General features: G+C 58.3%; 20 protein-coding genes, 1 tRNA gene and 4 pseudogenes. 10 read left to right on the top strand and 15 right to left on the bottom strand.

Translation table 11 applies throughout. The features are described 5' to 3' along the window. Nucleotide 1: 1 nt before the first annotated feature. Nucleotides 2–1,168, bottom strand: a complete 1,167-nt coding sequence (locus ACG74X_RS04900; RefSeq protein ID WP_411233039.1) for a Hint domain-containing protein — start codon at nucleotides 1,166–1,168, stop codon at nucleotides 2–4. A 44-nt stretch (nucleotides 1,169–1,212) separates the two neighbouring features. On the opposite strand from ACG74X_RS04900, the gene ACG74X_RS04905 reads away from it, so the two are divergent. The 3 genes and pseudogenes from ACG74X_RS04905 (at nucleotide 1,213) to ACG74X_RS04915 (ending at nucleotide 2,916) form a co-directional block, all read left to right on the top strand. Beyond that, the gene (locus ACG74X_RS04905; protein WP_411233040.1) at nucleotides 1,213–1,413 is read left to right on the top strand and encodes a hypothetical protein; all 201 of its coding nucleotides are present in this window, start codon (nucleotides 1,213–1,215) and stop codon (nucleotides 1,411–1,413) included. A 10-nt stretch (nucleotides 1,414–1,423) separates the two neighbouring features. Beyond that, nucleotides 1,424–1,513 (top strand) — tRNA-Ser (locus ACG74X_RS04910). Nucleotides 1,514–1,739: 226 nt separating this feature from the next. Next, nucleotides 1,740–2,916: pseudogene (locus ACG74X_RS04915) on the top strand (IS3 family transposase). Nucleotides 2,917–2,931: 15 nt separating this feature from the next. Here ACG74X_RS04915 and ACG74X_RS04920 read toward each other — a convergent pair. The 4 genes from ACG74X_RS04920 to ACG74X_RS04935 all read right to left on the bottom strand — a co-directional run bounded on the left by ACG74X_RS04920 (nucleotide 2,932) and on the right by ACG74X_RS04935 (nucleotide 6,724). Beyond that, nucleotides 2,932–3,300 carry a hypothetical protein gene (locus tag ACG74X_RS04920; protein ID WP_411233041.1) on the bottom strand — a complete coding sequence of 123 codons (369 nt, stop codon included), beginning with the start codon at nucleotides 3,298–3,300 and terminating at the stop codon, nucleotides 2,932–2,934. 12 nt (nucleotides 3,301–3,312) lie between these two features. Continuing rightward, entirely contained in the window at nucleotides 3,313–4,350 is a 1,038-nt protein-coding gene (locus tag ACG74X_RS04925; RefSeq protein WP_411233042.1) for a restriction endonuclease, read from the bottom strand. A gap of 9 nt (nucleotides 4,351–4,359) precedes the next feature. After that, nucleotides 4,360–5,886 carry an anti-phage dCTP deaminase gene (locus ACG74X_RS04930; RefSeq protein WP_411233043.1) on the bottom strand — a complete coding sequence of 509 codons (1,527 nt, stop codon included), beginning with the start codon at nucleotides 5,884–5,886 and terminating at the stop codon, nucleotides 4,360–4,362. Nucleotides 5,887–6,265: 379 nt separating this feature from the next. Further along, nucleotides 6,266–6,724, bottom strand: a complete 459-nt coding sequence (locus tag ACG74X_RS04935; RefSeq protein ID WP_411233343.1) for a hypothetical protein — start codon at nucleotides 6,722–6,724, stop codon at nucleotides 6,266–6,268. On the opposite strand from ACG74X_RS04935, the pseudogene ACG74X_RS04940 reads away from it, so the two are divergent. The 4 genes and pseudogenes from ACG74X_RS04940 to ACG74X_RS04955 all read left to right on the top strand — a co-directional run. After that, a pseudogene (locus ACG74X_RS04940) lies at nucleotides 6,714–6,818 on the top strand (glycoside hydrolase TIM-barrel-like domain-containing protein); the annotation flags it as partial. The gene ACG74X_RS04935 and the pseudogene ACG74X_RS04940 sit on opposite strands and share 11 nt — an antisense overlap. A gap of 154 nt (nucleotides 6,819–6,972) precedes the next feature. Then, nucleotides 6,973–7,116, top strand: a complete 144-nt coding sequence (locus tag ACG74X_RS04945) for a hypothetical protein (protein ID WP_411233044.1) — start codon at nucleotides 6,973–6,975, stop codon at nucleotides 7,114–7,116. Continuing rightward, a pseudogene (locus ACG74X_RS04950) lies at nucleotides 7,109–7,582 on the top strand (phage tail tape measure protein); the annotation flags it as partial. The gene ACG74X_RS04945 and the pseudogene ACG74X_RS04950, both read left to right, overlap by 8 nt. Nucleotides 7,583–7,778: 196 nt before the next feature. Beyond that, nucleotides 7,779–8,072, top strand: a pseudogene (locus ACG74X_RS04955) (DDE-type integrase/transposase/recombinase); the annotation flags it as partial. A 406-nt stretch (nucleotides 8,073–8,478) separates the two neighbouring features. On the opposite strand, the gene ACG74X_RS04960 reads toward ACG74X_RS04955, so the two are convergent. Continuing rightward, nucleotides 8,479–8,610: a hypothetical protein gene (locus tag ACG74X_RS04960; protein WP_411233045.1), complete on the bottom strand. Its 132-nt coding sequence runs from the start codon at nucleotides 8,608–8,610 to the stop codon at nucleotides 8,479–8,481. A 231-nt stretch (nucleotides 8,611–8,841) separates the two neighbouring features. Here ACG74X_RS04960 and ACG74X_RS04965 point away from each other — a divergent pair, with 231 nt between their 5' ends. Both ACG74X_RS04965 and ACG74X_RS04970 read left to right on the top strand, forming a co-directional pair. Further along, a complete protein-coding gene (locus tag ACG74X_RS04965) occupies nucleotides 8,842–10,515 on the top strand; it encodes a sodium:solute symporter family protein (RefSeq protein ID WP_411233046.1) in 1,674 nt (557 codons plus the stop codon). 27 nt (nucleotides 10,516–10,542) lie between these two features. Further along, a complete protein-coding gene (locus tag ACG74X_RS04970; RefSeq protein WP_411233047.1) occupies nucleotides 10,543–10,662 on the top strand; it encodes a putative transporter small subunit in 120 nt (39 codons plus the stop codon). A gap of 109 nt (nucleotides 10,663–10,771) precedes the next feature. Here ACG74X_RS04970 and metH read toward each other — a convergent pair whose 3' ends face one another. Beyond that, nucleotides 10,772–13,486: a methionine synthase gene (metH, locus tag ACG74X_RS04975; protein ID WP_411233048.1), complete on the bottom strand. Its 2,715-nt coding sequence runs from the start codon at nucleotides 13,484–13,486 to the stop codon at nucleotides 10,772–10,774. After that, nucleotides 13,483–14,526 (bottom strand): homocysteine S-methyltransferase family protein, encoded by a 1,044-nt coding sequence (locus ACG74X_RS04980; RefSeq protein ID WP_411233049.1) that lies wholly within the window; start codon nucleotides 14,524–14,526, stop codon nucleotides 13,483–13,485. The genes metH and ACG74X_RS04980 overlap by 4 nt, the downstream gene beginning before the upstream one ends. Nucleotides 14,527–14,926: 400 nt before the next feature. Here ACG74X_RS04980 and ACG74X_RS04985 point away from each other — a divergent pair, with 400 nt between their 5' ends. Beyond that, a complete protein-coding gene (locus tag ACG74X_RS04985) occupies nucleotides 14,927–16,726 on the top strand; it encodes an NAD(P)-binding domain-containing protein (protein ID WP_411233050.1) in 1,800 nt (599 codons plus the stop codon). A 46-nt stretch (nucleotides 16,727–16,772) separates the two neighbouring features. On the opposite strand, the gene ACG74X_RS04990 is transcribed toward ACG74X_RS04985, so the two are convergent. From ACG74X_RS04990 to ACG74X_RS05020, 7 genes are all read right to left on the bottom strand, one after another. Continuing rightward, on the bottom strand, nucleotides 16,773–17,801 hold the full coding sequence (locus ACG74X_RS04990) for an AbrB family transcriptional regulator (protein WP_411233334.1): 1,029 nt from the start codon (nucleotides 17,799–17,801) through the stop codon (nucleotides 16,773–16,775). Continuing rightward, nucleotides 17,798–18,733, bottom strand: coding sequence for an AEC family transporter (locus ACG74X_RS04995; protein ID WP_411233051.1), 936 nt, complete (start codon nucleotides 18,731–18,733; stop codon nucleotides 17,798–17,800). Before ACG74X_RS04995 ends, ACG74X_RS04990 begins: the two co-directional genes overlap by 4 nt. Before the next feature lie 84 nt (nucleotides 18,734–18,817). Then, entirely contained in the window at nucleotides 18,818–19,618 is an 801-nt protein-coding gene (locus ACG74X_RS05000; RefSeq protein WP_411233335.1) for an MBL fold metallo-hydrolase, read from the bottom strand. Further along, the gene (locus ACG74X_RS05005; protein WP_411233052.1) at nucleotides 19,618–20,421 is read right to left on the bottom strand and encodes a TatD family hydrolase; all 804 of its coding nucleotides are present in this window, start codon (nucleotides 20,419–20,421) and stop codon (nucleotides 19,618–19,620) included. The genes ACG74X_RS05000 and ACG74X_RS05005 overlap by 1 nt, the downstream gene beginning before the upstream one ends. A 47-nt stretch (nucleotides 20,422–20,468) precedes the next feature. Beyond that, nucleotides 20,469–21,593, bottom strand: a complete 1,125-nt coding sequence (locus ACG74X_RS05010; RefSeq protein ID WP_411233053.1) for a DNA polymerase III subunit delta' — start codon at nucleotides 21,591–21,593, stop codon at nucleotides 20,469–20,471. After that, a complete protein-coding gene (gene tmk / locus ACG74X_RS05015; protein ID WP_411233054.1) occupies nucleotides 21,590–22,228 on the bottom strand; it encodes a dTMP kinase in 639 nt (212 codons plus the stop codon). Before tmk ends, ACG74X_RS05010 begins: the two co-directional genes overlap by 4 nt. Beyond that, nucleotides 22,225–23,397: a D-alanyl-D-alanine carboxypeptidase family protein gene (locus tag ACG74X_RS05020; RefSeq protein WP_411233055.1), complete on the bottom strand. Its 1,173-nt coding sequence runs from the start codon at nucleotides 23,395–23,397 to the stop codon at nucleotides 22,225–22,227. The genes tmk and ACG74X_RS05020 overlap by 4 nt, the downstream gene beginning before the upstream one ends. Between the last annotated feature and the right edge of the window lie 22 nt (nucleotides 23,398–23,419).

Genomic DNA, 23,419 nt, shown 5'->3' on the forward strand with positions numbered 1-23,419 from the left:
ATCAGGCACTGCGGCGCGCGTGATCCAAGCGCGGCCCGGTGGCTTTGGCCGGGGTCCATTCTTCCAGCACGGGCCGCCCATGTCTGAGATGGGCGGCCACCAGCTTTTTGGCCATTTTGCCGTCAACAAACGGTCGGGCCGGGACCATCTGACGGCTGTGCTGCGCTGTATCCGGGGCACCCGCGATGGCTGTGCCGATGTCATGACCGCCAAATTCCGAACCCGCGCCAAGAAACAGGCTTTCCGCAGGGGCTCCGTTTGCGATCAGAACGGCGTGGCGTTCCAGCAGCAGGTGGTAATATGTGACCGGCTGCATCGAGCGGTCCAGATCCACGCCAGGCACACCAATGAGCTTATGAGCCGGTATCAGGATTTCGGTATGACGACACAGACGCGCGGCAATCCGCGAGGCCATCATAACCCGATGTTGGCGGGACAGGCGTAGATCCCGGGTAGGACAGCCGTTGCCCAAAGCCCCGGTGCGGATGCGCACCGGCAACAACCGCGCTTCTCGGGCGAGTTCGAGCGGTCGTACCTTACGGGCATATAGGTCGATCACCCCAAGCGCTGCTCCGTCAACCGTTGTGACCAGATCACCTTTGCGGAAGTGCGACACCTGTTTGGTGCCTGTTGGCGTGTCGATAAAGGTGTCACCGCAGAAACAGACGATGCGGAAATCGGCAGAATCGATCCCGATGTCAAACACATCGAAGTTACCGCTTGAGCCACCAGTGCCAAAAATCCGGATCGAATTGACCGGGGATTGAAAGTGGATAAAGCCAACGCTGCCGTTGTTGAACGCTCCGGTGCTGCTCAGCCCGCCGGCGGCTGTGACAAAATGGGTCGCAGCCCCGGTTTGGGTGAATTCAACAGTGCCATCGGCAATGGCGGTGTTGAGATCAACCTGCACGCCATCAATCTCGACAAAGTAAACCTCGCCCGGGTTGCTGGCCCCGATGGCAAAGGACACGCCATGCACCGTGTCGTCAAAATTCACCTCGACGGTCTGATTGCCGTCGGCGGTCACCCGTGCGCCGCGATCAATTCCGATGCGCGACAGCGTCGAGACGTTGCTGGTGATCGTGTACCCGACCGAACCGCCATTGGTGGTTGTCAGCGTGCCAGTGGTGCCGTTTGCGTAATTGTCGATGATATCTGTAAACGCCATGCATTGCGTCTAGGTGAACCCGATGACCGAGTTGAGGCACATTTATGGTAAATTTTAGCGAAAACACCCGGTTTGTTGCCGCCAATGGCCCCGGACAGGGCCATGAAACCAAGTGTCAACGCAGGTTCGGCACATTTGCCGAAATGCCCGATCGTCGCCGTGCAAAGCCGGGTGCGGACACCGCTGGCCCGAATTCCTGCCCATGGATCAAATTTAGCCTTGTGACCGCCGCGCAGAATCCCTAAACCCACCGGCGGAGACGTGGCCGAGTGGTCGAAGGCGCTCCCCTGCTAAGGGAGTAGGCGGGAAACCGTCTCGAGGGTTCGAATCCCTTCGTCTCCGCCATAGAATTGAAAATTATGATTATTAATCAAGATGTTGCGCGATAACCTATCGCGCTCGTCCCCCAATTTGTCCGCCATTCTGTTTTCTCATTCGAGCTGCTTTGATCCGTAGGCGAGCCAGTAACGGATAAGGTCTTGCAGCGAGTCGATCTGCGATTTGGTCCTGACCTGCCACGGGATTTTTCCTCCACCGTCGATTAGAGTCCGCCCTAACCTGAGGACGGACAATGAAGCGAACGAGATTCACGGACGAGCAGATCATCGGCATTCTGGCTGAGCACGAGGCAGGCGCAAAGTGCGCGGACCTGTGCCGCAAGCACGGCATGTCGGAAGGTACCTTTTATAACTGGAAGGCCAAGTTCGGCGGCATGACGGTGTCGGAGGTCAAGCGGCTGAAGGCGCTCGAGGATGAGAACGCCAAACTGAAGAAGTTGCTAGCCGAGCAGATGCTCGATCTGGCAGCGATGAAGGAACTGGTTTCAAAAAAGTGGTGACGCCTGCCGTGAAGCGCGAGGCGGTCGCGCATCTGAAGGCCCGGCTCGGGCTCTCAGAACGGCGGGCGTGCCGGATCGCAAGATGATCCGCTACCAGTCGCAGCGCGCGCCCGATACGGAGTTGCGCGGTCGGTTGCGGGAGCTGGCTAATGAACGTCGGCGGTTCGGATACCGGCGGCTCTTCGTCCTGCTGCGCCGCGAGGGCGAGCCTTCCGGGATCAACCGGATCTATCGGCTCTACCGCGAAGAAGGGCTGACGGTACGCAAGCGGAAGGCCCGGCGCAAGGCGGTCGGGACACGGGCGCCGATCTTGGTCGAGGCGCGGGCCAATGCGCGCTGGTCGCTGGATTTCGTCCATGACCAGTTCGCCAACGGCCAGCGCTTCCGGGTGCTCAACGTGGTCGACGATGTCACCCGGCAGTGCCTCGCTGCGATCCCGGATACCTCGATCTCGGGGCGCCGTGTGGCGCGTGAACTGACGACCCTAATCGAGCGCCGCGGCAAACCCGGCATGATCGTCTCTGACAACGGGACGGAACTGACCTCGAACGCCATCCTGCGGTGGTGTTCAGAGCACCGGATCGAATGGCACTACATTGCGCCGGGCAAGCCAATGCAGAACGGCTTCGTGGAGAGTTTCAACGGTCGGATGCGCGACGAGTTGCTCAACGAGACCATGTTCCGCAATCTGGCCCATGCGCGGATCGCGATCACTGCCTGGGCAACCGACTACAACACCGAGCGCCCGCATTCGGCCTTGGATTACCAGACCCCAGCCGACTACGCGCAGACCCTGACTACCGCAATCGCCCGCCCCGCTGCGCGAGATGAAGGCTCCGCGCGTCGGGCGATTGCTCAACCCGCGCCAATCGGCGTAAATACCAACCGGGCTCCGGTCGCGGCTGGATGAAAGTTCAGTGGCAGGTCAGTCCCAAGGAAGGTGTGAGCGCAGTGCCGCGCATTGTTGTGCGCCTCGGTTTGGTGCCGCGACAACGGCGTCGAAGGTCGTGTTTAGAATATCGCTTGGTGTGTCTAAGGCTTCGGATAGCCAAAAAAGCATCGGCGCGCATTGAATGTGATTGTAGACAAACTGCGCATCCCGTTTGGTGTCAGAGCGACCATACGCACCGGGACCATCGTATTCGGCAAGCCAGCCCAGCCAATGCTCTTTCTGCGACCGATACCATGCGCGGTTATGACCGACGCCTTCGCGCAGCGCGGTTTCCATCGCTTTGGTTTGGGACAGGTACTCGGGCAAAGGTTTGATGTGGGCGCGCAAAACCAGAGGTGTCATGTCATACCACCTTTAGTCTTGTTGCAGATCAGGCACGAAAATCTGTTTCAACGGTATCAATGCGCGATAGCGGGGCGACAATTTCGCGTAGTGTTCGAAAACCAATTCTACAAACTGTTCGCCATTGATCAGGCGTAGCTTCGCGCGGTTGCGTTCCAGTTCCACCGCTCCTCTGGCGAATGAGCCAAGGTTGACGAACAGACCGTATTCACCGTCGCCCAGAGTTCCCAAAAGCTGGTCCACATCGGGGCGGGGCGTCTGGCCTGTTGTCCGCTTGCATTGAACCTTCACGATGGGCGGTTGGAAGCCCAGCGGGTCCATGTGTGCGATGACGTCAACGCCACCGTCGCCTGACTTTGGTGTGACGCGGGCGGTGTAGCCCATGCACTCCAGAAGGTGCGCGATAAATTCCTCGAACTGATGTCCCGTTAGTTCGGTCATCAGGCGTTTGATGATGAAATCGCTGGTGCTGGCCTCGGCTTGGATGGCTGCTGAGACCGTCGCTGTGTCGTCGTCGGCAATTTCGTCTTGTTGGTCTGCAAGGGCCTCTGAAGGTGTCGTGATGCTGACCGGGGCTGCCAGATTGATCTTCGCCAAAAACTCGTTCGCATAGCGACGGACGCGGAACATGGTCAGGAAAGAGCCGATTTCATGTAACGCCGCTTGGCTGAATTCGTCGCGTGGAACGTGCTTGAGCCATTCGACCTTTTGCCGTGTTGGGTATTCATCGGGGTCACCTTCGACATAAACGGCTTCGCCAGTGAACCGCCCGATATTCACCATGCGGTCCGCTTTCGACGGATAAACCACAATGTCACCCGCTTGGATGTCATGCAGGAACTTGAACATGGACCCAGCATCAACCGGAATGGCACCTGCCTTCTTGTCGGGGTAGGCTGCAATCAACGCCGCTTTGAATGCTTCACGGTCTGGGGCAATCTTGGTCAGGTCACCAAGAGCAGGCCAACCAATAGCTACATAGCCGCCCTCGATAGGGCGGTCTCCAACATGCGCCCCCATGTGGACGCCCCAAATGGTGACTTGAGGCACTAAATGTCCTTACTCTTTGGTTGGGCTGATGGGTTCATTTTGGTACAGATTTTCGGCTATTGCAAAAAGTTCAGCGCCATCTACTCCAACCTCTATATTCCCGAGTTGCGGAGAAGGCTTGCCATGGAACCATTGTGCAACCTCACCATCAGTGTTTTGACGGCTACCTTTTTCGAATATATCGCGATATCTTCGCGGGGAAATTCCAAAAAAGTGTTCTATCGAGACTGTGGGTTCATCGCTAGAATCCGAGGCTACTATGTCTTTGTAAAGGGTCTCAACTTTGCTTTTGGGATATGGTTCTATAAAAACTATACGATTAATCCCTGAAGCAATTAAGTTTTTTGCGCAATTGTGACATGGATAGGTGGTAACATAAATGCTGGCCCCATTCACAGACCTCCCGAGTCGAGCCGCATCAGTTAGGGCGTTCATCTCTGCGTGTACCATGCGTCCATATTCAGTTACCTTCGAGACTAACGACTTCTTTATCGCCTTTTTCAAGCTTTCATCTTGAAGGATTTCTTCGACTGACTTCTCAACGGGGAGTATGCCTTGTTCCTTTAATACTTCAAGGAAATCAAAAACCATTCTATTGACTTCATTCTTGTTGGCTTCTCCCCCCATGTCTATGTCGCGTTTTTTGTCTGTATCCTCATCCCAATAGTTTCCACCACCAAATTTTGGAACCTCATTGCAACCAACAGAAATGATATCTCCATCTTTTGTCGTAATAGCTGCGCCAACCTGTCTTGAAAGGTCCACTGATCGAAGAGAGGCTGCTTTGGCCATATAGCTGCCGAACTCATCTCGTGTGGGTGCAACATTATTTCGCCCAAAAAATGCTCGAACGAAGCGGTCGCTCGAAGAGACAAGGCTTGCCTCGTTTTCTCCATCAAAGAACACGTCGCCTAAGTGGAATATTTTTGTAATTTGCTGACCCCTTTTATCTTTCCGTTCGTCTTGATCTATTCCAATAAGAAAATCCGCATGAGACTCGCATTTCTCATTTGTCCAGCCGTGTTGTTCAGATCGCAATCTAGAGATAAGGGAGTGCCGCCTTTTTTCTAAATTTGTGACAACAGAAACTTGAACAAAGCGTTTACTAAAGGTTTTAACTAGAAGGTCAATTTCTTCTGGTCGTTTTAGTTGGTCAATTATGAAAGCGTGTTCATCAAGCCTAACAGTCGCGATTTGACCAAGTTTTTCGTCGTCCTCTTCACCCGCAGCTTTGGCTTTGTCGCGGCGGTATGTCACAATTTGTCGGATGGCTTCGGCTGCAAGAACAGAATTGTTGCTAAAAGCGGATCTGATAGCGTTACCTTTTTTGATTTTTGTTAATAACTCTGATTCTTCTGGTGCGGGGATGCTAGCGGCCTTCGCTTCAAGCAGCCGATCCATTTCGGCGCTTAGGGAAATTTTTATTGGCTTGTAGTCTACCTTCTTTAGTGTATCGGCAAGAATGTCCCCTGCCTCATGGATTGGACAGCCGATGGGGCCGACCAAACCGAAAACAAGCTCATCCCGACTGGCCATAAAATCATCCCTGAGTTGCACTCAGAACAATATCTTGCTGATTTTAGCGAGAGGTCAACCCAAGTGTTGATGTGCGACGACTTTTCGATCAAGGTGCAAGAAAAAGCAGGAGGAAGACATGGACATCGAGACAAAGCCATCTGAGCACGAGAGGCAGGAGCAAAAAAACCACCTTCGCGACCTCGACCAAGAGCGGCAAGACTTCCAACGTATGATTGAACTTCGCTCGGAGGCTTCGCGAGTGTACGCAAGCGGAAGATTTCAGTCAGCGTGACCAGAGAACTGCTAGCTCGTGAGACGTGTCATTATCGTGGCGCGAGCTAGCGTTTTTATGAGCGGATCAATCACATAACAGCTAAACCCAAACCCAGCACTTGTTTCACTGTTGGTGCGTCGCACGAGTTGATTCGACCAAGTACATCGTAAGTTCGTTGTCGCTAAGGACATGGCGAAACCTGTTGATGAAAAGTCTGTTAGCTTGGTCCTCGCACCACTCGATTTCGAAGCGTTTGCGCTGATACGTCCGTTGCCACATGCCCTTGGGTTTTGGGGCTATCCAATAGGCAGTTCCCGGTCCGCCTCCAAGTTCCATGCGCAGTTTGTTCGCTCGGCGCAACATGCGGTCGTATCGCGGTTCTGACTGGCTGGTATAGGCGACGTTGTAGCAATGACGGCAGAGGAAGTAGCGCCCGCCTGAGAACAGCTTGCCAACGCGGCGTCCGCACGCGCGACCGTTCACGACGCCGGGGCAGATAAAATAGGGCCGTTTATTCCCATAGTGGCAGGGCGCGTAGGTGAGCCGGGTCGGTTGTTCGATGTCTTCCCATTGGCCCGCCATCTACGACCGCGCCTACTTGCAGGCGAACATTGCGGGCGGCGAAAGCTTCGACTGGTTCTACGCCAGCGCCGCCGATAGAAGCGCGCAGGGGCGACCGATACTGTGAGGGTTGCGAACCCAGCGAGCCCGGCCAAACGACGTGCGAAGACTGCCCGGCGCGGCTGAACCGGCCGCTCACCCATGAAGGCTGGCAGGTCTGGGACCTCGTCGGCCGCCTCGGCGGACAGCTGCGCGTCCTCCCCGGCGCCGTGATCGGCTGGGATATGTCGGCGGCGCTTGCTCTCGGTGACGCGCTCGGCGTGTCGCCGCTCGCCATGGCCGAACTGCTGCCCGTCATCGAAGCGGTGATGGTCGCAAAACTTAACGAACAGATGGATCATTCCTATGGCTGAGAAACGCATATCCGTTCGCCTTGCAGCGGTCGGCGGCCGACAGGTGCGTGCTGAGCTGGAAGGTGTCGGTGAGGCCGGAGCGCGCGGCTTCGGCCGCCCCCACCGGGAGATGGAAGCAGCCAATACACGGCTCGCGGCGTTTTCCCGCCGTGTTGCGATGGCAGCCGCTGCCGCCGTTGCCGCCGCTGCGGCTGCTGGCGTGGCGATGGTCCGATCCGGGCTGCAAACCGTGGATGCGCAGGCAAAGTTGGCGCATTCGCTTGGTACCACCGTCGCCTCAATTCAGACCCTTGAGCGCGCGGGTGAACTCGCGGGCGTGTCGATGTCCGGCATTGAGCAGGCCACCAAGGATCTGACACGCCGCCTCAGCCAGGCTGCCGCTCGTCATGGTCCCGCTGCCGATGAGCTGGAGCGGCTTGGGCTATCTGCGACTGACCTGATTGCCCTGCCGCTGGATCAGCGGGTGACGCCCGTGGAAAACGTGACCGGGCGTTGTTGCTGATCGGTTGGGCGGGCGGGTTCCGGTCCTCGGAACTGGTGGGCCTCGATCTGGCCGATATCGAAGAGGTCCGCGAAGGTCTGGTACTACAACTGCGCCGGTCCAAAACCGACCAGACAGGCCAAGGCCGCAAGATCGGCATCCCCCTCGGTCGCGCTCGTCATTGCCCCTTGCCTTCCGTACGCCACCCAAAGGTTGCATCCACCACACGGATCGCGGGTCGCAATACTGCTCTCACGACTATCAGAAGATCCTGCGCCAGCACGGCTTCAAGGTATCGATGAGCGGAAAAGGCAATTGCTATGACAATGCGGCTGTTGAGACGTTCTTCAAAACCATCAAGGCTGAGCTGATCTGGCGACGGTCATGGGAAACACGACGGCAGGCGCAGATGGCAATCTTCGAGTACATAAACGGCTTCTACAATCCGCGTCGCCGTCACTCAGCATTAGGCTGAAAAAACCCGGTCGCTTTCGAGCGAAAGGTGGCCTAAACGAGCACTAGGGGCGGCACAAAGGCGCGACAGGTCCAGAGCGGCCACACGTTGGCGCAGAAGCAAGAAGCCATCGAGAAGTTTACGGTCTGACATCCTGCCCGGCATTCCTTATCGTTACCAGTAATGAGGGAGCGCCGGAGGATGTTACCGAAGATAGATGATCCACAGATCGCACATCCCTTTTAACCCTTTGATCAAATATCTTAAAGTATTGATAATAATAAAATTTTCAAATTTACTCATACTAGAGAGAGGTAGTTGCTTCTTCGATGGTGTCTCGCTTATCCCGGAATGCCTTTAGTCTAGCATCATATCCTTCAGGGTGAAGAAGCCAGTCTGGGTTAGCTTCGATTGGCAGATCGCTACCTTACACAACTTCCCCGATGCCGATATCTACCCCGACTTTGCCAGTGACGCCGAACTCGGCTTTGAATGCCTCACGCATGATCTGGTCCAAGTCGTCCTGTATCCCATGATGCACGATAAAGCTGTCATGCACTGGCAGACAGGCATAGCGCGTTTGGGCGCAAGTGGTTGGTCGCTTTGTCGCAGAAGGTCACGTGATCATACGGGTCTGTATGAGGGAATGGCGCTTGGCAATCGTTCTGTTGTGGCTGTACTCTGAAATCGTTCGGGGTGATGGGATTTTCCAGCTCTGGGCCAAGTGTGGAATTCAGCTGCGTCAGGTCAGATATGGGCCTGCCAAAGATAAAAAACGGGAGCAACCCTTATGTCTGATCCGGTATTTTTCCAATTTTCGACGGCAACAGTCATAATATTATTGGTTTTATTTTACGGTGGCACATTTTTGCTGTCGACCTTCGTCAACGAAAAGGAAGAAAGCGTTGACGGTTTCATGGTGTCCAGCGGCAAGGTTGGATTCGGGATTTCTGCCGCCAGTATGACGGCGACTTGGATCTGGGCGGCGTCTTTTTATGGAGCGGCGATTTCGGGGTATAATTACGGGTTGTCCGGGCCGATGCATTACGGCTTTTGGGGGGCGTTGATGATCCTGTTCATCTATCCGTTCGGTTTGCGGTTTCGCGCGCTTGCGCCCAATGCCCATACATTGGCCGAGGTGATGCACGCGCGTCATGGATCGGGCAGCCAGTTGATCCTTGCGGTCTCCAACCTGATGGGCAGTGTCATCAGCCTGATGGTGAATTTCACCGCGGCAGGTGCGTTGGTGGCGGTGTTGTCGCCGCTGTCGTTTCAGGCGGGCGTTCTGATTGCCGGTATTGGCGTGTTGTCCTACACGCTGTGGTCCGGGTTTCGGGCGTCGATCCTGACCGATTTTGCGCAGGTTGTCGCGATGATGTCGATTGCCGTGGTGATCATTCCGTGGGTGTATTTCAGCGCGGGCGGCAGTGAAGCGTTGCAGGCCGGATACGACATTATCACAGAAGAGCAGGCCGATTTCTTTTCCATGACCGCCATTCTGGAACAGGGCGCGCCGTTCTTTGTGGCGGTTCTGGCCTATGCCATCGGCAACCAGACCATTGCGCAACGTCTGTTTGCGGTGCGGCAGGATCTGATCAAACCGACCTTCATCACCGCGACGCTTGGCTACGGATCGATTGTGATCGGGTTGGGTATGCTGGGGCTGATGGCGCTGATGCTGGGCATTGTCCCGCATGAAGGCGATCCCAACAACATCATCCCGCAGATGGCGTCGGCCTATCTGCCTCCGGTGATGATCGCGCTGTTCTTTGTGTTGGTCATCGGGTCGCTGTCCTCGACCGCGGATTCCGATCTGTCGGCGCTGGCGGCGATCATGATGACGGATATCTATGGTCGTAACCTGGCCAAGGGCAATCCGAACCCGCGCAAGATGCTGTTGCTGGGCCGTCTGACGATGATCGTGGCCACCATGGCCGGGCTGATCCTGGCCAGTTTTGCGCTTGATATTCTGGTGATGCTGGTCTTCGTCGGCGCGTTGTGGGGGGCCATCGTGTTTCCCGTGATTGCCAGCTGCTACTGGAACCGGGTCACCAACCAGGCGTTCATCTGGGCGGTGCTTGGCGGGCTGCTGCTTTTCACTGTGGTGCGGTTTGAACTTCTGCCGATGACGGGTGTTGTCGCGGGCTTCTTCGAGATTGTCGCAGCAGTCGGTGGGGGCGTGGTGGTCGGGCTGATGGCCTTCGGCTTTTTCGGACGGATCGCCGGTATCGCGGTGGGTGTCATTGGGATGGCTGTCGGGATCTTCTATTTCAGCGGCTTCCTGCGCGAATATACAGTTTTGCTGGGATCGTTGACGGCCTATGGCGCAAGTACCATCATCTGCGTTCTTCTAAGCCTTTTGGGTAAAGAAGAGTTCGATTTCGATGTGATCAACGAGCGCGTGACCAGCTTTGACGATGACGCGGCGCTTGCCGCTGTTCGTGCCGCTGACCAAAAAATCTGAGTTTTCGAGAAAGCAAGGACGGAAGAAATGCTGACATTTTACATTCTGGTCTGGCCCATCATTTCGGCAGTTGTGCTGGCAGTGATCGTGACAACCTTTGTACGCGAATTGCGTCAGGCCAAGAAAGACGGCAACAAGCTTGTCTAAAAAAAACAGGGCTGGGATGCGTTTGCAAACCCGGCCCTTTCGGATGGCGGTTGATTGACCGTTTGGCGGTGTCTGGCGCGAAAGCCACCAGACACCGCGTTATGTGCCGTCACTCTGCCGCAATGGCGGACACGGCTTGCGGGGTGTAGTTGAGGATCGGTGCGAGCCAGCGTTCGGCCTCGTCAAACGCCATGCCTTTGCGCTCTGCGTAATCCTGCACCTGATCGCGCTCGACCTTGGCCACGCCAAAGTAATATGCCTCGGGATGGCCGATATAGAGGCCAGACACGGATGAGCCGGGCCACATCGCCATGCTTTCGGTCAGTTCCACCCCGGTGTTCGCCTCGGCATCCAACAGACGGAAAAGCGTGCGTTTTTCGGTGTGATCCGGCTGCGCTGGATAGCCCGGCGCGGGGCGAATTCCGCGATAAGGTTCCCCGACCAGTTCGTCGGGTGCAAAGCTTTCCTCGGTCGCATAGGGCCACAATTCGCGCCGCACGCGTTGGTGCAGCATCTCGGCCATGGCTTCGGCAAAGCGGTCGGCCAGCGCCTTGACCAGAATCGCGGAATAGCTGTCGTTTGAATCCTCGAATTGCTTGGCGATGGTTTGCTCTTCGGGGCCTGCGGTGACGACAAACCCACCGACGTAATCCGCCGTGCCCTCAGGGGCCACGAAATCGGACAGGGCCACATTGGGCCGGCCTTTGCGCTTGGCGTGTTGCTGGCGCAGGGTGTGCAGGGTGGCGAGTTGGTCTTTCCGGTCGTCGCCAGTGAAAAGCCGAATATCGTCGCCCACCGCATTGGCGGGCCAGAACCCGGCCACGGCACGCGGGCCGAACCATTTTTCGTCGATGATCCGTTTCAGCATGTCCTGAGCATCGGCAAACAGCGCGCGGGCGGCTTCGCCCTGACGCTCGTCCTCAAGGATTTTCGGATAGACGCCTTTCAGTTCCCAGGTGCGGAAGAACGGGGTCCAGTCGATATATTTGGCGATCTCGGCCAGATCCCAATCTTCGATCACCCGCGCCCCGGTAAAGGTGGGGGCAGGGACGGTGTAGTCACTGAAATCAATCTGCATCGCATTGGCACGGGCGGCGGCAAGCGGCACGCGTTCTTTCGCCCGTTCGGACCGTTCGTGGCGTTCGGTGACGGTCACATATTCCTCGCGGATGCCTTCGATATAGCTATCGCGTGTGTCGGGGCTCAGAAGCTGGCTGACAACGCCGACCGCACGCGACGCATCCAGAACATGGATCGCCTGATTTTTCGTGTAGCGCGGTGCGATTTTCACCGCTGTATGGACCTTGGAGGTGGTTGCCCCGCCAATCAGCAACGGAATGTCATAGCCCTCGCGCTCCAGCTCGGAGGCCATATGCACCATCTCGTCCAGGCTGGGTGTGATCAGACCGGACAGGCCGATGATATCGACATTCTCGGCCTTGGCCACTTCGAGAATTTTCTGCGGGGGTACCATGACGCCCAGATCAATGATCTCGTAATTGTTGCAGGCCAGCACGACGCCGACGATGTTTTTGCCGATGTCATGCACATCGCCTTTCACGGTGGCCATCAGCACCTTGCCCGCAGCCTCACGCGCATCGCTGCCGTTTTGGCGTTTTTCCTCTTCCATGTAGGGCAGCAACACCGCGACCGCCTGTTTCATCACGCGGGCGGATTTCACCACCTGCGGCAGGAACATCTTGCCCGAACCGAACAGATCGCCCACCACGTTCATCCCCGCCATCAGCGGGCCTTCGATCACGTGCAGCGGGCGTTCGGCCTGCTGGCGCGCTTCTTCGGTGTCGGCGTCGATAAATTCGGTGATGCCGTTGACCAGCGCGTGTTCCAGCCGCTTCTCGATCGACCACTCCCGCCACGCCAGATCGCGCACTTTTTCCTCGCGCGCGCCACCGCGAAAGCGTTCGGCCAAGTCGAGCATCCGCTCGGTCGCGTCCTCGCGACGGTTCAGAACAACGTCTTCGCAGGCTTCGCGGAGGTCGGGATCAATCTGGTCATAGACCGCCAACTGGCCCGCATTCACGATGCCCATGTCCATCCCCGCCTGAATGGCGTGATAGAGGAACACGGCATGCATCGCCTCGCGCACGGTTTCATTGCCCCGGAAGGAGAACGACAGGTTCGACACACCGCCAGACACATGGGCGTGGGGCAGGTTCTGCCTGATCCAACGGGTCGCTTCGATGAAATCGACGCCGTAATTGTTATGTTCTTCGATGCCAGTAGCGATGGCAAAGATGTTGGGGTCAAAGATGATGTCCTCTGGCGGGAAGCCGACCTCGTCCACCAGAATTCGGTAGGCCCGCGCGCAAATCTCGGTCTTGCGGGCGGCGGTGTCGGCCTGGCCCTGTTCGTCAAACGCCATGACCACCACGGCGGCCCCGTAAGCCAGACACAGGCGGGCGTGGCGGCGGAATTCGTCCTCGCCCTCTTTCATGGAGATCGAGTTGACGATGCTCTTGCCCTGCACGCATTGAAGACCGGCCTCGATCACCTCCCATTTGGAGCTGTCGATCATGATCGGAACGCGGGCGATATCCGGTTCCGACGCGATGAGGTTCAGGAACTCGATCATCGCCTGTTTGGAATCGATCAGGCCCTCATCCATGTTCACGTCAATGATCTGCGCACCGTTCTCGACCTGATCGCGCGCCACATCCAGCGCCGTCGCATAGTCGCGGTTGGTGATCAGTTTGCGAAACTTGGCCGAGCCGGTGACGTTGGTCCGCTCGCCCACATTCACAAACGGGATATCCGGTGTCAGGACAAAGGGCTCAAGTCCGGAAAGACGAAGATAACGGGTCATGCGGCTTGCTCCTTGAGGATTTGGCGGGGCGAATGGGGGGCGACGGCGTCAGCGACGGCGCGGATATGCTCTGGCGTGGTGCCACAACAGCCGCCGACAATGTTCAGCAGGCCCTCTTCGGCAAAGCCTGCCAGCTGTGCGGCGGTTTCTTCGGGGCCTTCATCATATTGGCCGAACGCGTTGGGCAGACCGGCATTGGGATAGGCACAGGTCAATGTGTCGGCGACGCCGGCCAATTCGGCCATATGCGGCCGCATCGCTGATGCGCCAAGCGCACAGTTCAGACCCACCGAAAAGGGCCGTGCATGGGCGACGGAATGCCAGAACGCGGTTGGCGTCTGGCCGGACAAGGTGCGCCCCGACGCGTCGGTGATGGTGCCCGATATCATGATGGGCAGATGGGTGTTTTGCGCCTCGAACGCCTCGAAGGCAGCAAAAATCGCAGCTTTGGCGTTGAGCGTGTCAAAGATCGTTTCGATCAGGATCAGATCCGCACCACCGGCAATCAACCCGCGGATCTGTTCGCCATAGGCGACGCGCAAATCGTCGAATGTTACCGCGCGGTAGCCCGGATTGGTCACATCGGGCGACAGCGAGGCCGTCCGGTTTGTGGGGCCCACCGCTCCGGCAACAAAACGTGGTTTGCCGTCCAGTTCCGTCGCACGGTCCATCGCGCGGCGCGCAATTCTGGCGGCCTGTTCGTTGAGGTCCGGCACAGCGGCCTCAAGCCCGTAATCGGCTTGCGCGATGCGGGTAGAGGAAAAGGTGTTTGTCTCGACGATGTCGGCACCGGCTTTGGCAAACTGGAAATGGATATCTTCGATCGCCTGCGGCTGGGTCAGGGTCAGAAGATCGTTATTGCCCTTTTGCGGGTGCTCGGTCGGATGCGGACATGGCTGTCCGGTTCCGCGCCCGGCATAGTCGTCCTCGCCCATTTTCAGGCTCTGGATCATCGTGCCCATGGCCCCGTCAAGGATCAGAATACGCTCTCTTGCAAGTGCGGCGAGGGTATCGGCGATGGCGTTCCCGGATTCAGACATGAGACCTCCTGACGGTGTGATCCATGCCTCATACAGAAGCAGCCGTCATTAATCGACTTCATAATATTCAGGATAAGTATGAACTGAGCGAATATTGATGCGCCGTCCGGGTGCATGGCCGTCAACGGGGTGCGCCGGTAAATGGCGGCTTTGCCGTGACGCGCCTGACCCAAGATTGCGATAGGACAAGTGTCGATCAAGGTCGCATTGTGGGGCCGGGCCGGGTCGATTAGCTTACGCTAGGGCAGCTGTTTGGGAGGACAGGATGCGCGATCTGAACATCGTGGATCAGATCAACCATGTGCGGCGCGGCATAGCGTTCGTGCGCAATCAGGTGGCGGCCGGGACACCATTGGCCTGGCTGGCACAGGATTAACACAATTTCAAAAGGGAGGAGCATATGCTCGACACAACGATTGCCGATCAAACCCAAAACTTTCTGGACGATTTCGGCGCGGCACTTGAACAGGGCGATATCGCGCGCGTTCGGGATATGTTTCAAGACGAGTGCTACTGGCGCGATCTGGTGACCTTTACCTGGAACCTTAAGACGGTTGAGGGCAAGGATCAGATCGAAGACATGCTGAAACATCAGCTGTCGACAACCCGGCCCTCGGGCTGGCGCCTTGCCGAGGGAGAGATCCCAACAGAAGAAGACGGCATCATCACGGCGTGGATTCAGTTCGAAACAGAGCTCGCACGGGGGTATGGGCTGGTTCGGTTGAAGGACGGGAAAATCTGGACCTTGTTGACCACCATGGTCGAGCTGAAGGGCCACGAAGAACCCGCCGGGTTCAACCGTCCGCTTGGGGCCAAACATGGCGCGGGCAAGAACCGCGAAACCTGGGCCGAGGAGCGCGACCGAGAGGCGACCGAGCTGGGCTATAAAACCCAGCCCTATTGCCTGATCATCGGCGGCGGACAGGGCGGGATCGCGCTGGGCGCGCGCTTGCGTCAGTTGGGGGTGCCGACCATCATCGTCGAAAAGAACGACCGCCCCGGCGACAGCTGGCGCAATCGGTACAAATCGCTCTGTCTGCATGACCCGGTGTGGTATGACCATCTGCCTTATATCAAGTTTCCCGACAACTGGCCGGTGTTTGCGCCCAAAGACAAGATCGGGGACTGGCTTGAGATGTATACCAAGGTGATGGAGCTGAATTACTGGACCCGAACCACCGCCAAATCCGCAACCTTCGATGAAACGACGCAGGAATGGACCGTAGTTGTTGATCGGGATGGTGAAGAGGTGGTTTTGAAGCCAAAGCAACTGGTGATGGCAACGGGCATGTCCGGAAAAAAACGGATGCCTGATTTTCCGGGCATGGACAGGTTCAAGGGGGTGCAACAGCATTCGTCGGAACATGACGGGCCGGACAATTGGACCGGCAAGAAAGTGGTGGTTGTCGGGTCGAACAATTCGGCACATGACATCTGTGCAGCCCTTTGGGAACACGATGCCGATGTGACCATGGTGCAGCGGTCCTCGACCCATATTGTCCGGTCTGACACCTTGATGGAGATCGGTCTTGGTGCGCTGTATTCCGAAGAGGCGGTGCGCAACGGGGTGACAACCGAAAAGGCCGACCTGATTTTTGCGTCGCTGCCCTATCGCATTTTGCATGAATTCCAGATCCCCGCCTATGAGGCGATGAAGGAGCGGGACAAGGACTTCTATGACGGGCTGGAAAAGGCCGGTTTCTGGCTGGATTGGGGTGATGACGGCTCGGGGCTGTTCCTGAAATACCTGCGGCGGGGATCGGGGTATTACATTGATGTGGGCGCCAGCCAGCTGATCATTGATGGCGAGATCAAGCTAAAGCGGGGGCAAGTGACCGAGCTTGATGAAACCGGCGTCATTCTGGATGACGGCACCCATCTGGATGCCGATCTGGTCATCTATGCCACCGGTTATAATTCGATGAATGGCTGGGTTGCGGATCTCATGGGTCAGGATATGGCCGACAGGCTTGGAAAGTGCTGGGGTCTGGGGTCTGACACCACCAAAGATCCCGGTCCCTGGGAGGGCGAGCAGCGCAATATGTGGAAGCCGACGCAGGTGCCGAACCTTTGGATGCATGGCGGAAACCTGCATCAATCGCGGCATTATTCGCAATTCCTGTCCTTGCAGATCAAAGCGCGTATGGAGGGGCTGGACACGCCGGTTTACGGATTGCAGGCCGTGCATCACCTGAGCTGACCTGCGCACAGCCGCTCGATCCCTCCGGATCGGGCGGCGGCCGTCTTTATCGCGGTTTTGACCGATCAAAGATGCGGGCCGCCAAAGGGGCACCCAGGATAACAGCAAAAATCCGCAGAATGTGGTGGGCGACGACAAAGGCAATGTCGGCCCCCACGATCAGGGCAAAGACGGTCAATTCGGCCTGCCCACCGGGGGCAAAGGCCAGCAGCGTTTCCATCCCCGGCGCAAGGCCCAGCTGATAGATCGCTTCGACAAAGATCAGCGTCAGCACGATCAGGATGGCGCAGAAGCCCAGCCCGGCAGCAAGGTCGCGGCGCACCTCGTTCCAGGTGATCCCGGCATATTTGGTGCCAATGCTCATGCCGATGAAAAACTGCGCCGCCCAAATCGCTTCTGCGGGGGGGCGGTTGTGCAGACCTCCGGCGAGCGTCAGCGCGGCGGTCAGGATCAGCGGGCCCAGAATGGACGCGCCGAACAATCCGACACGATCGGCCACGCGCCAGCCCACAAAGGCGCAAACGCACATCAGGCCCAGTTCTTGCAGCGGGATGCTGGAGGCGGGCGCACCGGGCGGATTGGACAGGTCGGCATCCCAGATCCCGATCAGCAGGAAAGGCAGGGCGACCACGATGATCATGACACGGGTGGCGTGAATGAGGCTGATGGTGCGCACATCCCCGCCAGCGTCTTCGCCAAAGGCGATCATGTCTTGCAAGCCACCGGGCATGGTCGAGTAATAGGCGGTTGGAAAGTCGAAACCGCAGATGCGTTGGAAATACGGCACGCCCACCGCGCCGATGCAGGCGATCATCACCGGCACCAGAACCAGCGTCGGCCACATGGCGGGAAACGTCGCCAGAACCGACGGTGTGAGCGTGGCCCCGACCGCGACGCCAAGGATTGTGCGCATGCTGTGATTGAGGGTTTTGACCCCGCCAAGTGGCAGACCGGCCAATGCCGCCAGCAGACAGGCGGAAATCGGACCAAGCAACCAGGGCAAGGGCAAATCGACAGCGTAGAACACCGCCACTCCGGCACCGGCGGTGATAAAGGCGCTGACCACCGGGATCATGGCAGCGTTCCAAGCCAAAGCCAGACGGTGATGATAGACATGCCCGTGGCCAACAGAACCGAAGACGCCGCCACCCGTCGCGCCCGACCATACATGTTAGCAAAAATATAGCCGTTGATCCCCGGTGCCATGGCCGCCGTCAACACGGCACTGCGGAACGCGGCATCGTCAAGCGGGAAGCTGGCGGCCAAGCCCCAGGTGATCCCCGGATGCAGGATCAGGCTGATTGCGCAAACATACAGAATAACGCGCATATCGCCTTCGGGCCGGTATCTATAAAGCACGCCTCCTAATGCAAACAAAGCGGCCGGAAGTGCGGTGCGCACAACCATGTCAAGCGCAACGGTTACCGGCTCTGGCAGGGTGATATCCAGCAGGTTGAACGCCACGCCGAAGGCAATTCCGATGACAAGGGCGTTGCGGAACATGGCTTTGGCAACAATCAGCGGCACATCGCGATTGCGTTGCCCGGCAGACCGGGCGCGGACAAACTCCATCACGCTGATGCCAAGCCCGTAGCAAAACGGCGAATGAAACGCGATGATCGCATAATTGGCGGTCAGGGCATCGGACCCAAAGGCGCGTTCGGTTATGGCGATGCCCAGCAGGACCGAATTGGCGAACAGGCAGCAAAAGCCGATGACAACGGACTCTTCCCACGGCCGATGAAACAGAAACCGCGCCCCCAACAGCCCGGCCACAAAACAGGTGAGCGAGCCGGTGTAATAGCTGATCAGCAGCGGGATCGAAAAACTCTGGCCCAAGTCAAGCGTCCAGATTGCGCGGAACAAAAGCAGGGGAAGGGCGATTTTCTGGGTGAACGCCATCAAACCGTCCATCGACGCGTCGCCAAGCACGCCACGCCACGCGACAAGGTAGCCCAGTCCGATCACCAGAAAGACCGGAAGGATGATGTCAATCAGCGCCTGCATGTCAGCCGGGCGGAGTAAGGGCGGAAAATCGGCGCATGGTGACAGACTGCACTGGAAATGTGACGCGACGCAATCGGACGCGGCCTAGACGGGCTGGGTGATCACCATACCATCATAGGCCGGGGTGATATGGTCGGGCGTTTCCGCGTCAACCGTCGCATAGTCAAGATCGACATGCATGTTGGTTAAGACCCCCAAACGCGGCTTGGCGCGATCCAGCCATTCAAGTGCGAGGGCCAAATGCGCATGGGTCGGGTGCGGCTCGCGGCGCAGCGCGTCAAGTATCCAGACATCCAGATCCTGCAAATGGGTGTCCCACACCTTTTCGGGAATGGACGCGACATCAGGCAAATAGGCAAGATCGCCAATGCGGAACCCAAGCGCATCAATGCTGCCATGGTTCACATCGAACGGATCGAGGGTGATTGGCCCGCCCGCGCCGTAAACCGTCAGCGGGCCGTTGATCGTGTTCATTTCGCAGATCGGCGGATAGGGGCTATCCGAGGGTTGCACAAAGGCATAGCCAAAGCGTGAAAACAGATCGTTCTGGGTTTCGCCATCGGCCCAGACCTGCAGGCGTTTGCGCATGTTGAACACGATCATGCGCACGTCATCCAACCCATGAACATGGTCGGCATGGCTATGGGTGTAGACCACCGCGTCAAGCTCTCCGATGCCAGCATCCAGAAGCTGGGCGCGCATGTCCGGTGAGGTGTCGATCAGAACGCGGGTCGTGCCTGTGGGTTTTACACGCTCCACCAGCAGCGAACAGCGCCGCCGCGTGTTTTTGGGGTTGTCCGGATCACACGCCCCCCAGATCCCGCCAAGCCGGGGCACCCCGCCCGATGATCCGCAGCCAAGGATTGTAAAGCGCATTTCGTCCATCATGCAGCGGCCTTGTATTGCGCAGCTTTGGAAAAGAGCCGGTCAAAATTCGCTTCCGTCTGGGCGGCAAAGGCATCGTATTCAAGCCCGAACAATTCGGCACCGACCCGTGCGGTGTGCGCGGTAAAGGCCGGTTCATTGCGTTTGCCGCGATGCGGCGGCGGGGCAAGGTAGGGGCTGTCGGTTTCGACAAGCACGCGGTCCAGCGGAGCGGTCGCAAAGATATCGCGCAGGTCCTGGCTTTTCGGGAAGGCGGCGATGCCGGACATGGACAGATAGAACCCCAGATCCAGTGCCGCTTTCGCCAGGTCAAGAGACGAAGAAAAGCAATGCATGACACAGGTATAGGGCTGCGTCTTAAAGCAATCTGTTAAGATTTGGGCCATGTCGTCATCGGCCGCGCGCGCATGGATGATCAGGGGCAAACCGGTGGCTTGTGCAGCTTCGATATGCACGCGCAACGACTGTTTCTGAATCTCCGCGCTTTCGGATGTGTAGTGATAATCCAACCCGGTTTCACCGATGCCAACAAACTTGGGATGGCGCGACATCTCGATCAGTGCATCAACCGTGGCAAGCGGTTCGTCGGCAGCACTCATCGGGTGTGTTCCGGCGGCGTAAAACACCGGGTCATGGGCTTCGGCAATGGCGCGCACCTGCGGTTCGAGCCTCAGTTTTGTGCAGATGGTCACCATGCGATGCACCCCGGCCTCGCCAGCGCGGCGAATGATATCGGGGCGTTCATTGTCGAAGTCCGGAAAATCCAGATGGCAATGGCTGTCGGTGATCAGTGGTATAGACATGGCCGAGGTATCGGGGATGCGGGCAGGGGCGTCAAGCCGTCCTGCACCTATCTGGGGCACCCGTCGCGCAGAGCCAGAAAACTGGACAAGAGCAGCGAGCCTGCCTCGACGTTGACGGCCCGACCGTGGCGCAATCTGTCGCCCTGGGTTTGTGCCACATGCGCCCAGTGTCGCGCCGCCTGTGCCGACGGGCAAAGCCACTGGAACGTGTCGGATTCGGCCGCTGAAACAGCAGGGCTGGGGGGCAGGCCAGTGGCCCCGGTGCGCGCCAGCCGCGCCAGGGCGCGGTCCAGCAGCGTCAGCATCAGATCAAGCCGGTCTTCCTTGCCACGCCCGGCGGCGCTTTCGGCCAGGGCAATGGCATGAGGGCGGCTGAGATCGGGTAGCGTGGACAGCAGTTTGACGATGTCGGCATAGAGTTTCAGCCCGTCCTGTTGCAGCAGCCTGACGGCCTCGCCGATCGAACCGCCGGACAAGGCCGCCAGCGCATCGGGATTTGCATCCGAGACATCAATTCCCGCAGCCTTTAGCGCCTGTGCCATGTTCTGCGGGCTGAGCGGGGACAACCGCAATTCCCGGCATCTTGAGCGGATCGTCGGCAACAGCCGCGAGGGCTGGTGGCTGACCAACAGCAAGGTGGTGCGCTCGGGAGGTTCCTCCAGAAGCTTGAGCAGGGCGTTGGCGGCATTGACGTTCATATCATCCGCAGCATCGACAATCACCACCCGTCGCCCGCCATCTGCGGCTGACAACGCGAAAAACCCTTTGAGTTTGCGCACTTCGTCGACCGTGATCTGCGCCTTCAGCCGCTTTGCCTTGTCGTCATAGGGGCGTCGCAGCACAAAAAGACCCGGCTCGGAGCCCGCCAGAATGCGGTGCGACACCGGATGGTCGTTCGGGATCGTCAGGTCCGCGGGCGGCGCAGGCGCACCAAACAGCCCGTCCTCCTGGCCCGGCGGAGTGGCCAGCAAAAACCGGGCAATGCGCCAGGCCAAGGTGGCCTTTCCGACGCCGCGTGGCCCGGTGATCAGCCAGCCGTGATGCAACCGGCCCGAGGCGAAGGCCCGTAGAAAATCCGCTTGCGCCAAGTCTTGCCCAAACAAACGTTCGGTTTCTCGCGGGTGCGGTGCGCCGTCGATGCGGTCGGGTTCGGGAAGGGCTGTGTCACTCATGTCAGATGGCATGTCAGATGGGGGCTTACCGCAGCCCAGACATCCTGTGCAACGGCGTCCGGCACGCGCGCCCCGTCAATGACCCGAAAGCGGTCTGCAAATTCCTCTGCCAGCGACAAAAACCCGGCACGCATCGCGTCCTGAAGTCCCTGGCCAAAATCCTCGAAGCGTTCTTCGGCCGTGTTGCGCGATTTTGCGCGCTGCAGACCGGTTTCCGGGTCCATATCAATCAGGATCGTAATGCTCGGTTCGATGCCGATCATCAGGTCATGCAACGTGTCGACCGTGTCGCGCAGGTTGCCGCGCGACAGGCCCTGATACATCCGTGTGCTGTCTGCAAACCGGTCACAAATCACAACCTTGCCCGCGTTCAGGGCCGGACGGATCGTGCGTTCCAGATGATCCCGGCGGGCCGCGGTAAAAAGCAACAGCTCGGTTTCGGCGGACCATCGATCCGGATCACCCTGCAGAACCAAAGCGCGGATTTCCTCGGCCCCGGGACTGCCGCCGGGTTCGCGTGTCAGCACAGTATCAATGCCCCGCGCGTCAAGTGCGTCGGACAACAGGCGCGCCTGAGTAGATTTGCCTGATCCGTCGATGCCTTCAAAGCTGATAAACAACCCTGTGGGGTTCACATTGCGTCCTCTGAGGGGGCCTGCATACGGCCCAGCAAGACCTGCGAGACATTCATCATCCGCTCTACAAACCCGCTGGCCGGAACCTCGGAGGCCGCGAAAAGCGGAATGCGGTGTTCGGGCAGGCCCTCGGGGCTGATGATCAGTTCAGCCAGCTGGCGACCTTGGGCAATGGGGGCCTCAATCGGGCCGGTATAGACGACTTCGGCGGTCACAGCGCTGCCTGGTGTGTTGGGCAACAACAATGTCACATCGTCTTTGGCGGCCAATCCCACACGATCGCTTGCCCCCATCCAGACATCGGCCTCTGCGATCACCGCTCCGGCCTTGGTCACGGTCTGTTCGGCGAATTGGCGGAAGGCCCAGTTGACAATCGCCTCTGATTCCTGCGCCCGGCCCGCAGCGGTATCCAGTCCGGTCAGGGTAAAGATCACCCGACGGTCCCCCTGTTTGGCCGAGCCAACCAAACCATAGCCCGCTTCTTGCGTGTGGCCGGTTTTCAACCCGTCCGCGCCGATGCCAAGCCCCAAAAGCGGGTTTCTGTTGTAGCGGTTCTGCGATTCCTGTTCGTCGAACAGAAACTCTGTTTCGGCAAACATCGGGTAAAACTCTGGAAAGTCCTCTATGATGCGCTGGGCCAGCAGGGTCAGATCCCGCATTGACATCACATGCCCGTCGGCCGGCCAGCCGCTTGAGTTTTTGAAGGTCGAATTGGTCATGCCCATCAATTGCGCACGTTGCGTCATCATCCGGGCAAAGCCTGCCTCAGACCCGTCCGGCGACAGCGCTTCGGCCAGGACCACGCAGGCATCATTGCCCGACAGCACAATGATCCCCCGGATCAGATCCTCGACCGAAACACGTTCCCCTTCGCGCAGGAACAGGGTGGAGCCGCCAAATGAATTGGCATGTGCCGACACCGGCAGCCGTTCGTCCAGCTGCAGCCGTCCGTCCCGGACGGCCTCGAATGCAATATAGAGCGTCATCAGCTTGGACATGGAGGCCGGTGGCATGGCTGTGTCGGCATTTTTGGCCAAAAGGACCGTGCCGGTCTTTTCGTCCAGAACAAAGGCCGCTTCGGCCTGGGTGTCAAAGGCGGCCAGCGGTGGTGCCGACAGCATCAGGGCTGCCATGCAGGCAGTGAACACGGGGCGGTATCGACGGATCATGGTGGCTCTCCTGGTGTCGCTG

The organism is Marivita sp. S0852, from assembly GCF_046591575.1.
Lineage (GTDB): Bacteria > Pseudomonadota > Alphaproteobacteria > Rhodobacterales > Rhodobacteraceae > Marivita.

Bases quoted from the DNA above. Each gene is read 5' to 3' on its own strand.
- ACG74X_RS04900 (WP_411233039.1), bottom strand. From the start codon at position 1,168: ATGGCGTTTACAGATATCATCGACAATTACGCAAACGGCACCACTGGC.
- ACG74X_RS04905 (WP_411233040.1), top strand. From the start codon at position 1,213: ATGGTAAATTTTAGCGAAAACACCCGGTTTGTTGCCGCCAATGGCCCC.
- ACG74X_RS04920 (WP_411233041.1), bottom strand. From the start codon at position 3,300: ATGACACCTCTGGTTTTGCGCGCCCACATCAAACCTTTGCCCGAGTAC.
- ACG74X_RS04930 (WP_411233043.1), bottom strand. From the start codon at position 5,886: ATGGCCAGTCGGGATGAGCTTGTTTTCGGTTTGGTCGGCCCCATCGGC.
- ACG74X_RS04935 (WP_411233343.1), bottom strand. From the start codon at position 6,724: ATGGCGGGCCAATGGGAAGACATCGAACAACCGACCCGGCTCACCTAC.
- ACG74X_RS04965 (WP_411233046.1), top strand. From the start codon at position 8,842: ATGTCTGATCCGGTATTTTTCCAATTTTCGACGGCAACAGTCATAATA.
- ACG74X_RS04970 (WP_411233047.1), top strand. From the start codon at position 10,543: ATGCTGACATTTTACATTCTGGTCTGGCCCATCATTTCGGCAGTTGTG.
- metH (WP_411233048.1), bottom strand. From the start codon at position 13,486: ATGACCCGTTATCTTCGTCTTTCCGGACTTGAGCCCTTTGTCCTGACA.
- ACG74X_RS04980 (WP_411233049.1), bottom strand. From the start codon at position 14,526: ATGTCTGAATCCGGGAACGCCATCGCCGATACCCTCGCCGCACTTGCA.
- ACG74X_RS04985 (WP_411233050.1), top strand. From the start codon at position 14,927: ATGCTCGACACAACGATTGCCGATCAAACCCAAAACTTTCTGGACGAT.
- ACG74X_RS04990 (WP_411233334.1), bottom strand. From the start codon at position 17,801: ATGATCCCGGTGGTCAGCGCCTTTATCACCGCCGGTGCCGGAGTGGCG.
- ACG74X_RS04995 (WP_411233051.1), bottom strand. From the start codon at position 18,733: ATGCAGGCGCTGATTGACATCATCCTTCCGGTCTTTCTGGTGATCGGA.
- ACG74X_RS05000 (WP_411233335.1), bottom strand. From the start codon at position 19,618: ATGGACGAAATGCGCTTTACAATCCTTGGCTGCGGATCATCGGGCGGG.
- ACG74X_RS05005 (WP_411233052.1), bottom strand. From the start codon at position 20,421: ATGTCTATACCACTGATCACCGACAGCCATTGCCATCTGGATTTTCCG.
- ACG74X_RS05010 (WP_411233053.1), bottom strand. From the start codon at position 21,593: ATGAGTGACACAGCCCTTCCCGAACCCGACCGCATCGACGGCGCACCG.
- ACG74X_RS05020 (WP_411233055.1), bottom strand. From the start codon at position 23,397: ATGATCCGTCGATACCGCCCCGTGTTCACTGCCTGCATGGCAGCCCTG.